The organism is Mesorhizobium sp. 2RAF21, assembly GCF_052115345.1.
Lineage (GTDB): Bacteria > Pseudomonadota > Alphaproteobacteria > Rhizobiales > Rhizobiaceae > Mesorhizobium > Mesorhizobium terrae.
Genome location: NZ_JBFRGM010000011.1, coordinates 146812 through 161825 on the forward strand (window position 1 = coordinate 146812; position 15014 = coordinate 161825).

The 15014-nt window shown below is 64.6% G+C and carries 14 protein-coding genes; 4 read left to right on the forward strand and 10 right to left on the reverse strand.

Going from position 1 to position 15014, the window contains the following annotated elements; all coding sequences use genetic code 11:
- Positions 1-94 precede the first annotated feature (94 nt).
- The 7 genes from AB4136_RS19075 to AB4136_RS19105 all read right to left on the reverse strand — a co-directional run bounded on the left by AB4136_RS19075 (position 95) and on the right by AB4136_RS19105 (position 7868).
- On the reverse strand, positions 95-904 hold the full coding sequence (locus AB4136_RS19075) for a SapC family protein (protein WP_024923548.1): 810 nt from the start codon (positions 902-904) through the stop codon (positions 95-97).
- Positions 905-1085: 181 nt separating this feature from the next.
- Entirely contained in the window at positions 1086-2702 is a 1617-nt protein-coding gene (locus AB4136_RS19080; protein WP_024923549.1) for an FGGY-family carbohydrate kinase, read from the reverse strand.
- A 70-nt stretch (positions 2703-2772) separates the two neighbouring features.
- Positions 2773-3501, reverse strand: coding sequence for an SDR family oxidoreductase (locus tag AB4136_RS19085; protein WP_024923550.1), 729 nt, complete (start codon positions 3499-3501; stop codon positions 2773-2775).
- Between the two features lie 37 nt (positions 3502-3538).
- Positions 3539-4798 (reverse strand): sugar ABC transporter permease, encoded by a 1260-nt coding sequence (locus AB4136_RS19090; RefSeq protein ID WP_024923551.1) that lies wholly within the window; start codon positions 4796-4798, stop codon positions 3539-3541.
- Positions 4795-5616 (reverse strand): ATP-binding cassette domain-containing protein, encoded by an 822-nt coding sequence (locus AB4136_RS19095; protein WP_024923552.1) that lies wholly within the window; start codon positions 5614-5616, stop codon positions 4795-4797. Before AB4136_RS19095 ends, AB4136_RS19090 begins: the two co-directional genes overlap by 4 nt.
- An 86-nt stretch (positions 5617-5702) precedes the next feature.
- A complete protein-coding gene (locus AB4136_RS19100) occupies positions 5703-6767 on the reverse strand; it encodes an ABC transporter substrate-binding protein (RefSeq protein WP_024923553.1) in 1065 nt (354 codons plus the stop codon).
- A gap of 216 nt (positions 6768-6983) precedes the next feature.
- Complete coding sequence (locus AB4136_RS19105; protein ID WP_024923554.1) at positions 6984-7868, reverse strand: AraC family transcriptional regulator; 885 nt, start codon at positions 7866-7868, stop codon at positions 6984-6986.
- A gap of 607 nt (positions 7869-8475) precedes the next feature.
- Here AB4136_RS19105 and pobA point away from each other — a divergent pair.
- The gene (gene pobA, locus AB4136_RS19110; RefSeq protein ID WP_024923555.1) at positions 8476-9648 is read left to right on the forward strand and encodes a 4-hydroxybenzoate 3-monooxygenase; all 1173 of its coding nucleotides are present in this window, start codon (positions 8476-8478) and stop codon (positions 9646-9648) included.
- Between the two features lie 33 nt (positions 9649-9681).
- On the opposite strand, the gene AB4136_RS19115 is transcribed toward pobA, so the two are convergent.
- From AB4136_RS19115 to pcaQ, 3 genes are all read right to left on the reverse strand, one after another.
- On the reverse strand, positions 9682-10203 hold the full coding sequence (locus AB4136_RS19115; RefSeq protein WP_024927237.1) for a GNAT family N-acetyltransferase: 522 nt from the start codon (positions 10201-10203) through the stop codon (positions 9682-9684).
- Positions 10204-10265: 62 nt separating this feature from the next.
- Positions 10266-11861, reverse strand: coding sequence for an ABC-F family ATP-binding cassette domain-containing protein (locus AB4136_RS19120; protein ID WP_024923557.1), 1596 nt, complete (start codon positions 11859-11861; stop codon positions 10266-10268).
- Between the two features lie 175 nt (positions 11862-12036).
- Positions 12037-12957 (reverse strand): pca operon transcription factor PcaQ, encoded by a 921-nt coding sequence (pcaQ, locus tag AB4136_RS19125; protein WP_024923558.1) that lies wholly within the window; start codon positions 12955-12957, stop codon positions 12037-12039.
- 92 nt (positions 12958-13049) lie between these two features.
- Between pcaQ and pcaD the strand changes: the two genes are divergently transcribed.
- The 3 genes from pcaD to pcaH are packed head-to-tail and all read left to right on the forward strand — an operon-like array spanning position 13050 to position 15008.
- The gene (gene pcaD / locus AB4136_RS19130) at positions 13050-13850 is read left to right on the forward strand and encodes a 3-oxoadipate enol-lactonase (protein ID WP_024923559.1); all 801 of its coding nucleotides are present in this window, start codon (positions 13050-13052) and stop codon (positions 13848-13850) included.
- A gap of 1 nt (position 13851) precedes the next feature.
- Positions 13852-14256, forward strand: a complete 405-nt coding sequence (pcaC, locus tag AB4136_RS19135; RefSeq protein ID WP_024923560.1) for a 4-carboxymuconolactone decarboxylase — start codon at positions 13852-13854, stop codon at positions 14254-14256.
- Positions 14257-14258: 2 nt separating this feature from the next.
- Positions 14259-15008: a protocatechuate 3,4-dioxygenase subunit beta gene (pcaH, locus tag AB4136_RS19140; RefSeq protein ID WP_024923561.1), complete on the forward strand. Its 750-nt coding sequence runs from the start codon at positions 14259-14261 to the stop codon at positions 15006-15008.
- Positions 15009-15014 lie beyond the last annotated feature (6 nt).

Genomic DNA, 15014 nt, shown 5'->3' on the forward strand with positions numbered 1-15014 from the left:
CCGCTGGAACAAGTCAGCGGCCGATGCGGCATCGTCATCCAGTCCCGTCTCGACGGGCGCCGACGATGCAAAATTTTGCGTCTTGTTCGGCCTGTCAGCCCTGGCCGTTTGCCTTGTGCAGCCCGGCCTGGTGGATCAGCGAGCTCCAGCTATTGGTCGACGCGAGGTGGCAATAGACCAGCGTCAGCGCACCGGATCGCCTGAGGTCGAGGAATGCTTCGTCGCTCAGCTTGTTGAAGGCATCCTCGTCGATCACCTGGAAATCGGTGAGGTTGAGGATTTCGCCGGTCTCCAGTGTCACGGTACTGCGCCGCTCGACGAACAGCCCATGCGCGGCAATTCCGTCGACCATGGTGCGGGTGGCGTTGAAGTCGATCTGGTACTGATTGCAGAAGGCGAGCGCTTGCTTGGTCGCTTCCGCCGCCTCGGTGCCGGCAAAAAGCGGCGCGACCTTGTCGCCCCGTGCCGTCGCTTCGGCCTGTTCGACCACCCGGTCGCTGGCGCGGTCGACACAAAGTGCGAGGCGGTCACTACCCTGGCCGCCATCGTCGGCGAGGATGAAGGGATAGCGCCGTACATAGGCCGGAATGTAGTGCGGTTTCGCCCACTGGCCGTCCTTGCCGACAAACAGGTTCTCACCTTGCCTCAGGCCGGTGATGACGAGGGGGGCGTGAGCCGGTCCAACAAAGACGATCGGATAGGAGCGCATCGCCGCCGGCAGTTCGGCCGTCACGACGGGCAGCGCATGCGCGGCACGGGTGAAAGAGAAATCGTTTCGCGCGGCAAGGCCGAGGGAACCGTGGCGGCCTGGGTTCATCGCCTCCGGCTGCGCATAGAAGAGCGGCAACCCGCCGGCGCCCTCGGTCGCTGCGTTCTTTGCCGTACCGCCATTGCCTGCAGTCATGTCTCGTTCCCCCTAGCCGACGTCTGTCGAGGACGCGACACGATCATCACGCGCGTTCCAGTCCGGTTGCGTCATACGCCAGAGGTCGGGAAAAAGTCCATCGGTTGCCCGGCACTAGGGCAACCACCCCAAAAATGATCAACGGTCCGGTCCCTGCCTCTTCCTGTGAAGCGGAAGCCCCCTACGCGTCGTCGCGGATCGCTCGCCCAGCCTTCTGGAGAAGTTCAAACGCCTGGAACCGTTTGGCGTGCCAGCCGGCGTGGGCGGCATTCGGCGGGTAGGTTTCCCCAAGTTCCGACATCGCCGCCATCGCCCCAGCCACATCCGCGAATTGGCCGGCGGCGACTGCGCCGAGAATGGCCGAGCCCAACAGCACCGGTTCCGGCGAGGTCGAGGCAGCGACCGTCAACCCGGTCGTGTCGGCCAAAAGCTGCCGCACCAGCGGGCTCTGGCCGGCGCCGCCGCTGACCACGATGGTGTCGGTCGCCACACCCTTGTCGGCAAGCACGCCGACGATCTGGCGTGCGCCGTAGCCGAGGCCGCAGACCCCGGCAAGATAGAGGCCGACCAGCCCTTCCAGGCCGTCGTCCATGCCGATGCCGGCGATCAGGCCAAGCGCCTCGGGATCGGCGAAGGGCGCGCGGTTGCCAAGGAATTCCGGTACGACGTGCAGCTTGCCGACAAGGCCGGGAACCGCTTCCATACCGCCGCGCTTGCCTGCCTCATCCGCCAGCCACTGGCCGAGGCTGGCACCGGCCTCACCAGCCCTGGCCGCGGCCTCCGCCGAGGCGGGATGCATGCGCACCAGATGATCGATGGCCGCGCCGGCAGCCGACTGGCCGCCTTCGTTCAACCACAGGCCCGGCACCATGGCCGAAAAATACGGGCCCCACACACCGTCGACGAAAGCCGGTTCGGTGGTGGTCGACATGGTGCAGGCCGAGGTGCCGAACACATAGGCCATGCGCGACGACACGGTGCCGGCACCGCCGCGCGCGCCGACCGTGCCGATGCCGCCGGCGTGGGCGTCGATCAGGCCGGCAGCCACCGGCGTGCCTTCGACGAGCCCAAGATCGCGCGCCGCCTCGGCAGTCAGTCCCGCGCCGAGCGGTGTACCAGCCGACACCACTTCGGTCCCAATGCGCCGGAATGCTTCGTCGGCCAAAGCGCCAAGCCCGACCGTGCGGAAATAGTGTTCGTCCCAGCGCTGTTCATGCGCCAGATAGGTCCATTTGCAGGTGACGGTACAAACCGAGCGGGCCAGGCTGCCGGTCGACTTCCAGGTCAGGAAATCGGTCAGGTCCAGGAACTGCCAGGCGCGGCCAAAGGTCTCCGGCTTATGCTCGGCCAACCACAAGAGCTTCGGCGTCTCCATCTCCGGTGAGATGGCGCCGCCGACATAGTTCAGCACCGCCTCGCCTGTCCGGTTGATGCGGGCGGCCTGTTCGGTCGCGCGGTGGTCCATCCACACGATGATGTTGCGCTCGGCCTCGTCGGTCGGCCCGACGGGAAGTGGCAGTCCCCCCTCGCCCAGCACCACCAGCGAACAGGTGGCGTCATAACCGATGCCCGTGATCGACGCCGCTTCCACGCCGGCCTTTGCCACCGCCTCGCGCACGCTGGCGGCGACGGCGCGCCAGATGTCGTTGCTGGACTGTTCGACGATATCGCCCGCCTCGCGGTAGAGGGCGATGTCGCGCTTGGCCGAAGCGAGCATCGTTCCCTTGGCGTCGAACACCCCGGCGCGCGCGCTGCCGGTACCGACATCGATGCCGAGAAAATGCTTCGCTAAGGTCATTCGATCACCCTTGAAACGAAAGAATTGGAAAGTGCCGCCGGCACCGTTTGCCGCGCCGGCGGCTATTCTGTCAGAGATCGTTGCTCTGCGGCAGGATCACCAGATCGCGGATGGTGATGTTGCGCGGACGGGTCAACATGAACATCACCGCCTCGGCCACCTCCACCGGCTGCATCAACCCACCGGCGGCCAGTTCCTCGTCGAGCTTTTCCTTCGGCCAATCGCTGATCAGCGCCGTCACCACCGGGCCGGGCGCCACCGCGCCGACCCGCAGCCCATGCTTGGCCACCTGCCGGCGCAGCGTGTGCACGAAGGCCTGGATAGCGTGTTTCGAGGCGGTGTAGATCGGCTCCCACACCACTGGCACCAGCCCGGCGATCGAGCTGGTAACGATGATGTCGCCGCTCTTGCGCTCGACCATATGCGGCAAAACGGCATGGACCGAGCGGAACACGGCATTAATGTTGAGGTTCAGCATGCGATCCCAGGCATCGGGATCGCCGTTCAGCACCTCGCCGCCGACATAAGCACCGGCATTGGCGTGGAAAATGTCGAGCCGGCCGGCTTTCTCCAGGATTTGCGGCATCATGCCTGCAACGCTTTTCGGGTCCATCAGGTCGACCACCACCGGGATCGCCTGAGGCCCGAGTTCCGCGCAGACGTCCTTCAGTGCCGCCTCGGCGCGGTCGACCAGCGCGACACGCGCGCCCGCCGCGATAAGGTGCCTGGCGCATTCGAGGCCGATGCCCGATGCGGCACCGGTGATCGCCGCGACTTTTCCGATAAGGTCCTGAGCCATGTCTGCCTCTTCTTGCTGGTCTTGCTTGGGAGTTGGTTCAGGCGCGGCCGTGCGAAACCCGCGATCTGCGCGCCAGCGAGTCGACGATGACTGCGATCGCCAGCACGGCGCCGGTGATCATGTATCGAAGCGATGACGACAGATCGAGCAGCGTCAGCCCGCTGGCGATCGACTGGATGACGATGATGCCAAGCAGGGCCGAATAGGCGCTGCCGCGGCCGCCGAACAGGCTGGTGCCGCCGATCACCGCCGCCGCGATGGCGTTGAGGTTGACATCGCCGGTGCCGGCCTGCTGGCTGGACGAGGCAAGGCGGGCCGCCGCCAGGATGCCGCCGGTGGCGGCAAGCATCGAGCACAGCATGAAGGCGGTGGTGTAGATATAGCGCACATTGATGCCGGCGCGCCGCGCGGCCTCGCGGTTGCCACCGACGGCATGCATCGAACGGCCCCATTTGGTGCGTTTCAGCGCATAGTTCATCGCCACGACCAGGCCGACGAACAGACCGAACATCCACGGAATGCCGCGGGCGCCGTTGAGATAGAAGACGATCGCCTCCACGGCGACGGTCACCACCACGGCGCGCACCACGAGGCTTGCCGTCGATTGCGCTGAAAGGCCCGCCTCGCGCCGCCGCGCGGCTTCGCGGTAGCCGGTGACGAAAATGGCGATACCGGCGATCGCTGCGAGCGCGTACGAGACCGGGTCGGGCATCACCATCAACTGGCCGAAATTCACCAGCGGCGATTCGTAAGGCAGGTTGATCGAGCCGGTCGAGCCCAGCAGATAAAGCTGCAGCCCGAGCACCGCGAGCAGGCCGGCCAACGTCGAAACGAAGCTCGGCATGCCGAAACGGTTGAAAAGCAGCGCGTAGATCGAGCCGATGACCGCGCCCGCCGCCATGGCCGTGACGATGGCGAAGCCGACCGGCCAGCCCTCATTGACCCACAAGACACCGACCAGCGCCGAGGCGAGGCCGCTGACGGAGCCGACGGAAAGGTCGATCTCGCCGAGCATGAGCACGCACACGATGCCGAGCGAGATGACGCCCACCGTCGAGCAGTCGAACAGAAGGTTGACCAGGTTGTTGGCCGACAGGAACACTGGGTTCAGGCTCTGGAAAACCGTCCAGATGATGGCCAGCCCGACGATGACCGGCAGCGACCCGAGATCGCCCGAACGGACCCGATCGAGAAAGGCACCGACCGAGCCCCCGATGCCTTCGGCGTGTTTGACCCGCACGTCGGCGCGGTCGAGAAGCTGCGCCTGCGGCGCGCTTTGTTGCGAATTGTCGCTCATGACGGGTTCTCCTGCGTCTGCGCAAGCCCTGCCTGACGGCGGCTTGCCCGGCGCGAAACCGAGTTGTTCTCGGCGCCGGTGATCGCGCTGACCAGTTCCTGGTTGGATGCGTCGGGATGGAAGATGCCATTGTTCTTGCCCAGCCTCAGCACCACGATGCGGTCGGCGACGGCGCGGACGTCTTCCATGTTGTGGCTGATCATGATGACGCCCAGCCCCCGGTCGCGGACGCGTTCGATCAGATCGAGCACTTCGGCGGTCTGGGCGACGCCCAGCGCGGCGGTCGGCTCATCCAGCATGATCAGCTTGGGATCGAGCAGCAGCGACCGCGCGATTGCCACCGTCTGGCGCTGGCCGCCTGACAGCGAGGCGATGGGTTCGCGCACGCTGGGGATGCGCGCCGACAATTCGTTGAGCAGTTTCCACGCCTTGATCTCCATTGACACCTCGTCCAGCCGCATCGGGCTGAGTTCCTTGCCGAGAAAGATGTTGGCGACGACGTCCAGGTTTTCGCACAGCGCGAGATCCTGGAAGACGGTGGCGATGCCGAGCCCCAGCGCCGTCGCCGGGTCCGAAAGCGCAACGGGCTCGCCCTTGAAGGTGATCGTTCCGGATGTCGGCTGGTGCACACCCGCCAGAACCTTGACCAGCGTCGACTTGCCGGCGCCGTTGTCGCCGACAAGGGCAACGACTTCGCCGGCATGGACGTCGAGATCGATATCGGTCAGCGCCGAGACGGCGCCGAATTGCTTGGAGATGCCGCGCAGGCTGAGCACAAGCTCACGTGCCGGGGTCGGCCTCTGTGATGTGTCGGTCATGATGCAAGCCTTTCCAAGAGTTCCTTTGCTCGTCGGCAGGCAAATGCCGCCCCGCCGGTCTGACGGGGCGGTTGCCGCGCCTGCGGCTACTTGGTGATGCCGAGCTTCTTGCAGCCCTCGGCATAGCGGTCGACGCAGATCTGTTCGGCGGTGGCGATCTTCTTGTCGATGATCTCCGCCTTTAGGTTCTCGGCGGTGACCACCACCGGCACGAACAGCTGCGAGGGTGTGTCGAACAGCGTCGCCTCGGCCTTCGGCGTCTCGCCCTTGAGGAGCTGAACGGCGATGTTGGCGGCGGCCGCCGCGACGATCTCGCTCGGCTTGTTGATGGTGTTGTACTGGTCGCCGGCGACGATCAGCTGCAGCGCGGCCAGTGTCGCGTCGTTGCCGGTGATCGGCGGAACCGGATTGAAGCCCGCCGCCTTGAACGCGGCGATTGCGCCACCGCCGGTACCGTCATTGGCGGCCACCACACCCAGGATTTTCCTGTCGAAGCGGGTGATCTGGCCGCTGGCCCACTGCTGGGCCTTCGGCGGCGCCCATTCTGGCGTGTCGTATTCGGCCAGGATCGGATAACCGCTCTTGTCGAGGCCGGCGTGGATGCCCTTCTTGATCAGCCCGGCCGCCGCGTCGGTCGGCGAACCGTTGATCTGCAGCACGCCGGTGCCCTCGCCGGCCTTCACGCCCTTGTCCTTCAGGTGCTTGACCAGCGATTCGGCGATCGACTTGCCGATGGCCTCGTTGTCGAAGGACACGTAGAAATCGGCCTTGGCCTTCGGGATCGGACGGTCATAGGCGATGACCTTCACGCCCTGGGCCTGCGCCTGCTTGACCAGCGAGGTGGCGGCGGTGGAATCGACGGGATCGATGACGATCACCTTGGCGCCTTGGGTGATCATCGAGTTGAACTGCTGCTGCTGGCGCGCCGCATCGGCGTCGGCGTTCTGGTAAAGTACCTTGCAGGTGGCGCAGAGCTTTTCCATCTCGGCCTTGAAGCCCGGATAGTCGTGCTCCTCATAGCGGGTCGACGCTTGGTCCGGCATCAGGAAGGCCACGGTAGCGCCGTCGGCGCTTTGCGCGAGTGCCGTTCCGCTGACGAGCGACAGGGCCAGCATGGCCAGGCCGGTCGTTTTCCATGAGTGTTTGGTCATTCCATCTTCTCCCTTAGATGACATCGTTGCAGTGTGTTGATCTGCGCTGTTCGGCAAAGGTCCGGCGGCTCTCACCCAGGTGTTTCCACGGCGTCTCCTGACCGCTCCGCGAACTTCCCCGAGAGGCAATTTCGGACAAAGGCCTCCCCTCGCGAGCCACGATCGAGCCGCTCGCGTCATGCATTTTCTTATGGGTTTCCTCCCTGGCCCTCCCTCCTAGGCGGCCTTCGCCGCGTTGATATGGTCGACGACCAGTCGCCGGAAACGCGACGGCGTCATGCCCTTCTCGGCCAGGAATTGGCGGTTGAAATTCGACAGATTGTTGAAGCCGACCTCGAAGCAGATGTCGGTGATCGGTGCCTGCTCCTCGCTCATCAGGATCTGGCAGGCGAGGTTTATCCGCAGCCGCTTCACATATTGAACCAGCGTCATGCCGGTGTGGCGGCGGAAGGTACGCGAGAACGCACTGGTCGACTGTCCGGCGATCCTCGCCAGATCGGCCTCACCGAAAGGCTGCGTCAGGTTTTCGCGCAGATAGGCGAGCGCCTTGTTGATGCCGGCCGACATATAGCCGGAAGGGTCCGGGATATAGCTTGGGCTGGCCAGCATGCGCGCGCCCTGCGCCCGGCTGAGCAGGCCGGCGATGGCCATGAAGAGTTCGATGCGGCGCACACCCTGCGCCTCCATCAATTCTTCCATCATCGGTGCCGCCTGGCGGCTCGTCTCGGTCGAGAACAATACGCCGCGCCGCGACCATTCCAGCACCGGGCCGAGCGCTGCGAGCTCCGGCAGCACCTTCATGATGTCGCCGATGAAGCCCTCGCTGAATTGCAGGATGCGGCAGCGCAACGGAATGGTCGAACCCTCGGGAACATCGCTGACCCAGTTGTGCGGAAGGTTCGGCCCCGCAAGCACGAGGTTGCCCGGTTCGAATTCACCGATGAAATCGCCGACGAAATAACGGCCGGCCGTCGCCACCACGAGGTGGAGTTCGTATTCGGGATGGAAATGCCAGCGCACCGTGCGGAACGGATAGCCGTGCGACCAGGCCTTGAACGATTCACCCTGTCGAATCTGGACGACTTCCAGGTCCGGTCCCATGCTCGTTTCCTCCGGGGCGCGAGATGGTCCTCCCGTCGCGGCCCTTTTCCCTATCGGCTGAATTCGCTTCAGCTCTGACATCTGGGAAAACGCTAATCCCATCGTCAAAACCGCGCCACCACGTTCGGCCAGCATAACCGATACTTTTTTGACCTCACAGCCGTGGATGAGGTACTGGATGCGAATATGCGAGGCCGCCGGCCTTCTCTGCGCAAGACACATGTGCGTCGCGACCGCATTCCGTTAAGCATTGGTTTACCAATCCGGCCGGCAACTGTGGCTGGCGGATCAAAACGTTTGGCCACCAGAGAGCGAGTCGAATAGCCCCGAGAGCGATCGGGCCCATCGCAAAGGCGGCTCATGGCGGACTCGGGCAACACCGTTGCTCTGGGCCGTGGTGGGTCCGATCACCCTGCCTGATCGCGCCGCCTCGATCGCCCGGCAAGGGAGCGATTTCGTCCCCCCACCGCACAACCGTCCCCGGCTTTCATAACGATCCATATATACGATCGGCCTTAGATATCATTTTACCGAACCGGCAGGTTGGGCAATGGTGCGGCCTCACAGGCGGGCCGCTGATCTGGCCCTCCGCCAATCTGGAGACTGAATGCGAACGCAGGTCGTCATCATTGGTTCGGGGCCGTCGGGCCTGCTGCTTGGCCAGCTTCTCACCAAGGCCGGCATCGACAACATCATTCTCGACCGCGTCGACAAGGAATACATCCTCGGCCGCGTGCGGGCCGGCGTTCTGGAACAAGGCACGGTCGACCTCGTCGAGCAAGCCGGCGCCGCCGCGCGCCTGCGCGAGAAAGCCCTCATCCACGAAGGGTTCTCCATCGCTTTCGACGGCCGCGACCATCGCATTGACCTCGCCAACCTGACCGACGGCAAGCACGTCACCATCTACGGCCAGACGGAGATGACGCGCGACCTGATCCAGGCACGCGAAGCGACCGGCGCGCTGACGCTCTACGATGCCCACGATGTCACGCCGCACGATTTTGCCGGCGACAAGCCACATGTCACCTATGTGAAGGACAGCATCGCCGGACGGATCGACTGCGAGATCATCGCTGGCTGCGACGGTTTTCACGGCGTCAGCCGCAAAAACGTTCCAGTCGAAGCGATCCGCACATTCGAACGGGTCTATCCGTTCGGCTGGCTGGGCCTGCTAGCGGATGTGCCGCCGGTGAGCCACGAACTGGTCTATGCCAACCACGAGCGCGGCTTCGCACTTTGCTCGATGCGCTCGACGACCCGCAGCCGCTATTATGTCCAGGTCTCGGCGGACGAGCAGGTGGAAGCCTGGAGCGACGAGCGCTTCTGGGACGAGTTGCGTCGGCGCCTGCCGCTTCATCACGCGCAAGCAGTCGTCACCGGGCCATCCTTCGAGAAATCCATCGCACCGCTGCGGTCCTTCGTTGCCGAGCCGCTGCGCTTCGGCCGCCTGTTCCTCGTCGGCGATGCCGCCCACATCGTGCCGCCGACCGGCGCCAAGGGTCTCAACCTCGCGGCAAGTGACGTGCACTATTTGTTCGAAGGCCTGCGCGAATTCTTCGCCGAGCACTCCACCGCCGGCGTCGATGCCTACTCGCGGCGCGCGCTGGCCCGGGTCTGGAAGGCCGTGCGCTTTTCCTGGTGGATGACCACCATGCTCCACCGCTTCCCCGACAGCACGGATTTCGAACGCAGGATCCAGGAAGCCGAACTCGACTATCTCACCCATTCGCGCGCGGCGGCGGCGGCGCTCGCCGAAAACTATGTCGGCCTGCCTTACTGAGGCGGGCACCAACGGAACACCTACGAACGACAGCTAGCGGGTACCGGGCACGCCGCGAAGCGCGCGCTGCATCAGCTTCATGGACTTGCCGCGCACGGTAACGGTTCCGGCCAATATGAACCCATGCCTCTCGTAATAGTACACCAATCGCGGGCTCGACGAGAAGCAATCGAGCTTGATGTATTCCCGGCCGAGCGCCCGCCCCTGGTCGACAACATAGTCTATGATCGCCTTTCCTACCCCCGCTCCGGCATATGTCCGGAGCACCGCGAACGTGTGCAGGTAAAGGCTGTCGCCGACTTCGCCGTCGCCCCAGAAGTCGCGGTCTTCGCGAAGCAGTCGAAATGCTCCGGCGGTTTCGCCTTGGACGCGTGCGAGAAACAGTTCGCGCCTCGCGATCCGTGGCAGCATCCATGCATCATCGAAGGGCGAGATCCAACTTTCAGAACCGATCGATCTCTGCCATGCGCTCGCATCCCGCAGAACGGAGGCGAATTCCTCGCGCGTTTCAGGCGCGACGGGTTCGATGAAAACCGTAGGTTCCATGGCTGGCATGGCGCCAGGACGTATCCGGCAAATCTATGACCGATCCTGCGAGGACGATGGGTTACCGCCGTTCAGCCTCCCGATCTCCCGGCAAGGTCGACCCTGCGATCGAGGACAAGCCCCTCCATGAATGCCTCGTCGTGGCTCACCACTAGCAGCGCGCCATCATAGGCTGCGAGCGCTGCTTCCAAGGCTTCGACTGCGTCCAGATCGAGGTGATTGGTCGGCTCGTCCAGCATGAGAAGCTGAGGCGGCTCGGCGCGACCCAGCGTGCAGGCCAAACCTGCGCGCAGCCTTTCGCCGCCGCTCAGGCTGCCGGCCATTCGCAACGCGTCATCAGCGCGGAACCGGAAACGGGCCAGAGCCGACCGGCACTGGTTCTCGCTTGAGCCGGGGTTCAGCCGCCGGAAATTGTCCCGCAATGAGAGGGCGGGATCGAGAATGCCCACATGCTGGTCCAGCAATGCGTGCCTCACATGCAGATCCACCTTGCCGCTACACGGTTCGAGCTGGCCGGCAATCAACGCAAGAAGCGTGGTCTTGCCGCTGCCGTTCGGTCCGGCGATCGCAATGCGCTCCGGCCCGGTGATCGCAAGGGACAGATCGCGGATGGCGGGTTGCACCGGATCGTACCCTCCCGTCAAACCGTCGAGCCGCAGAACCAGTTTGTTCGGCGGCAGGTCAGTCGAGGGTATGTCCATGCGCAGCGGCTGTTGGACCTCGAGCTTTTCGCGCGCTGCGGTAAGAGCCTCCAGCGCAACCTCATGCCGCGCCTCGCGCAAGCGGGCATTGGCGCCGCCGGAGGATTCGGCCCTTCCCTTCGCGGCATCCATCAGGATCTTGGGCTGGTCTCCCTTGGCGCGCGCCTTTTGGCCGGCGCTGTCCTTGCGCGCCTTGCGCTCGGCCACCTGCTGAGCCCGGCGATCGATTTCGACCCGCGTTCGTTCGGCGTGGGCGAGATCGTGACGGGCCGCCTCGAGCTCCTCGGCCTTGCGCGCCCGGTAAGCGCTGTAGTTGCCGCCATATCGCGTCGCGCCAAGCGTGCTCAGCTCGACTATGGCGTCCATTTCCTCGAGGAGTTCGCGGTCATGGCTGACGATCAGGGCTCCGCCGCGCCACCCTCTGATAATTTCCAGAACGGCCCCCCGTCCGGCTCTGTCCAGATTGTTCGTCGGCTCGTCGAGAAGCAGCATATCCGCCCCGGCGAAGATGAGCGCTGCAAGGCCGGCACGGGTGCGTTGACCGCCGGAAAGTGATGCCAGCGGCGTCCGCGGATCAGTATCGAGGCCGCAGCGCGACAGCGCTGCGTCGAGCCGCGCATGCAGCGTCCAGTCTGCGTCGGCCAGCTCGTCGGCGCTCGCCAGGCCGGCCTCGGCGCGATCGAGCAAAGCCAGCGCGCGCCGCGCGTCGAACAGGTCGGCGATGGTTTCACCGTCGCGCGCGCCGATATCCTGGCGCATCAGACCGAGCGTGCCGGAAACCTGAATGGCGCCCGATTGCGGCTGCAACTCGGCTTGGATCAGACGCAGAAGCGTCGTCTTGCCGGTGCCGTTGCGCCCTACGACGCCGGCGCGCTCCGCGCCGAAACTTAAATTGAGATCGGTGAAAAGCGGTGTGCCGTCAGGCGTTGACCAGCACAGATTGGACAGGGTGATGAATGCAGGCATGGGACAGGACTTCTCGCAGCGAAACCGGACGGGTGAAGGCAGCGAGGGTCAAATCCATGTTGGGGAAACTCCGGTCCATCAAAGGTCCGTATTAGCTAGGTGACGGGTTGCGGATATGCAAGGCGCCGATACCAAGCCCCGGAAAGGCTGGCGCCGGAAGATTGCCCGAACCTCCCTACTGGGGTATCGCGCCGGCCGCCTCGCGAAGGGTCTGCATCAAAAGCCCGAGTGCGAGCGTCGGCACCGAATCCGTGCGGATGGTGAGCCCGACCGGCCCCTTGGTCTCGCTGGTGTCGATCGGCAGGGTGACGAGAAACCCCTCGGCGACATCAGCTGCCACCACACCCTCCGAGATCACCCAGACGGCGTCCGTGGAGCGCACGAAGGCACGGCCGAAAGCGTGGGAGACCGTTTCTATCTGGTTCGGCCAGTTCGGCATGCCGTTGGCGATCAAAAGACGTTCCACGAACGGCCTGATGATCGAGGTCCGCGTCGGCATCAGCACCACATAGTCGACCAGGTCGGAGAAGACGAAGGCGCCGCCCGTGAGCAAAGGATGACCGGCACGCACCACGAAACGCACCTCCTCCGAATAAAGATGTTCGAAGGAAAATCCCGCCATCTGCTCCGGCGCCGCCAGCCGGCCTACCACGATGTCGAGGTCACCGACGCGCAATTGATTGAGCAGCACCGCGTTCTCGCCGGTCACGATCTTGACACGGCTGCTAGTGTTTTCGCCAAGGAACAACCGCATCGCGTGCGGCATGATGCGGGTCGAGACCGTGGGCAGCGCACCCACCCGCACCGGCGGCGCGTTGCCGAGGCTGTCGGCGGCGATCGAATCCACCCCTTGCCGCAGCGCCGAGATCGCGGCGCCCGCATGGCGCAGGAAAACCTCCCCCAGCCGCGTCACGCGAATGCCGCGCCCGTCGCGTTCCAGCACCCGCACCCCCAGCGCCTCCTCCAGCTCGCGGATGGTCTTGGTCACCGCAGGCTGGCTCACATTCAGCGTCTCGGCGGCCTTCATCACGCTTTTCTGCCGCGACACCTCGACGAATGTCTGCAGATGGCGGAACTTGATGCGCTGATCGATCATCGCGGCCATAACCCGTCAGTTAATCGTTTGGCGGAATTTATTATTTTACTTAACCAAACGAAAGGACAACAAGGAAGGCAAGGAGAGCTTGCGTGCAACTGGCGACGATCAACGGCATAGTCCTGCACCACCGTTTGACCGGGGCGCCAAGCTCCGGCCCGGTCGTCGTCTTAATCAATTCGCTGGGCACCGACTTCCGCATCTGGGACGATGTCGTCAGCCGCCTCGCCGGTGACTGCGCGACGCTGGTCTATGACAAGCGCGGCCATGGCCTGTCCGGCCTCGGCGACGCGCCGGCGAGCATCGCCACCCACGCCGCCGACCTCGCCGCCCTGCTCGACCACCTCGCCATCAGCCAGGCCGTCATCTGCGGCCTGTCGATCGGCGGCCTGATCGCACTCGATCTGCACGCAACGCGCCCCGACCTCGTCGGCGCGCTGGTTCTCTCGGACACCGCGCACAAAATCGGAACGCCGCAGTCCTGGAACGAGCGTATCGAAATTGCCAAAACCGTTGGCATCGCCGGTTTCGCCTATGGCATCATGGAAAAATGGTTCACGCCGGCCTTCCACGCTGCTCGGCCGGACGAACTAACCGCCTACCGCACCATGCTGGTGCGCCAGCCCGTCGATGGTTACGTCGCGGCCTGCGAGGCACTCCGCAGCGCCGACATGACCGAACAGGCCAGGCGCGTCTCCGTCCCGACAATCTGTGTCGTCGGCGACCAGGACGGCTCGACACCGCCGGCCCTCGTCCGCGCACTGGCCGATCTCGTGCCGGGTGCACGCTGCGAGATTGTCGCCGATGCCGGCCACATCCCTTGCGTCGAACAGCCGGATGCCTTTGCCGCGCTGCTTGGTGCCTTCATTGTGTCTTCATCCAAGAGGGGCTGACATGGCCGCGAACGAAACGGTATCGGAACGCCATCTGCTGGGGATCGAGACCCGCCGCAAGGTCCTGGGCGATGCCCATGTCGACCGGGCGGAGATGGCATCCACCGATTTCGACCGTCCGTTCCAGGACCTGATCACCGAAGCGGCCTGGGGCGCGGTTTGGTCGCGACCCAATTGGACCAAGCGCGAGCGCTCGATCGTGACGATCGCGCTGCTGGCAGCACTCGGCCATGACGAGGAAGTCGCCATGCATGTGCGCGCCACCGTCAACACCGGCGCGACGCGCGAGGACATCACCGAGGCGTTGCTGCATGTCGCCATCTATGCCGGCGTACCGGCCGCCAACCGGGCGATCCGCACCGCCAAGCAGGTGTTCGACGCGCTCGACGCAAAGGAGGTGGCCTGATCATGAGCGACCTGCCCAATCGCAAGCCCGAGACGGGAGCGTTCTTCCCGCGCGACCGCACCTGGCATCCGCCGGCCTACACGCCTGACTACAAGACGTCCGTGCTGCGTTCGCCGCAAAAGGCCTTGCTGGCGCTCGACAACACAATCTCGGAAATCACCGGCCCGGTCTTCGGCCACTCGATCATCGGCGAACTCGACAACGACCTCATCCACAATTTCGCGCGGCCGGGAGAATCCGCGATCGGCGAACGCATCATCGTTCACGGTCAGGTTCTGGACGAACGCGGCCACGGCGTGCCGGGCGCCCTGCTCGAATTCTGGCAGGCCAATGCCGGCGGCCGCTACCGGCACAGACGAGAAATTTACCTCGCGCCGCTCGATCCCAATTTCGGCGGCTGCGGCCGCTGCATCAGCGACGAGAATGGCAATTACCGTTTCCGCACCATCAAGCCCGGCCCCTACCCCTGGCCGAACGGCCCCAACGACTGGCGGCCGGCGCATATCCATTTTTCGGTGTTCGGCCACGGCTTCGTGCAACGGCTGATCACTCAGATGTATTTCGAGGGCGATCCACTCATCTGGCGCTGCCCGATCGTGCGCACCATTCCCGAGCGGCGCGCCGTCGAGCTGCTCGTCGCCCCGCTCGACATGGAAAACACCATCCCCATGGATGCGCGCGCCTACAAGTTTGATATCGTGCTGCGCGGCAGGCGCTCGACCCTGTTCGAGAACCGGCTGGACGGTAACTAGGTCGCG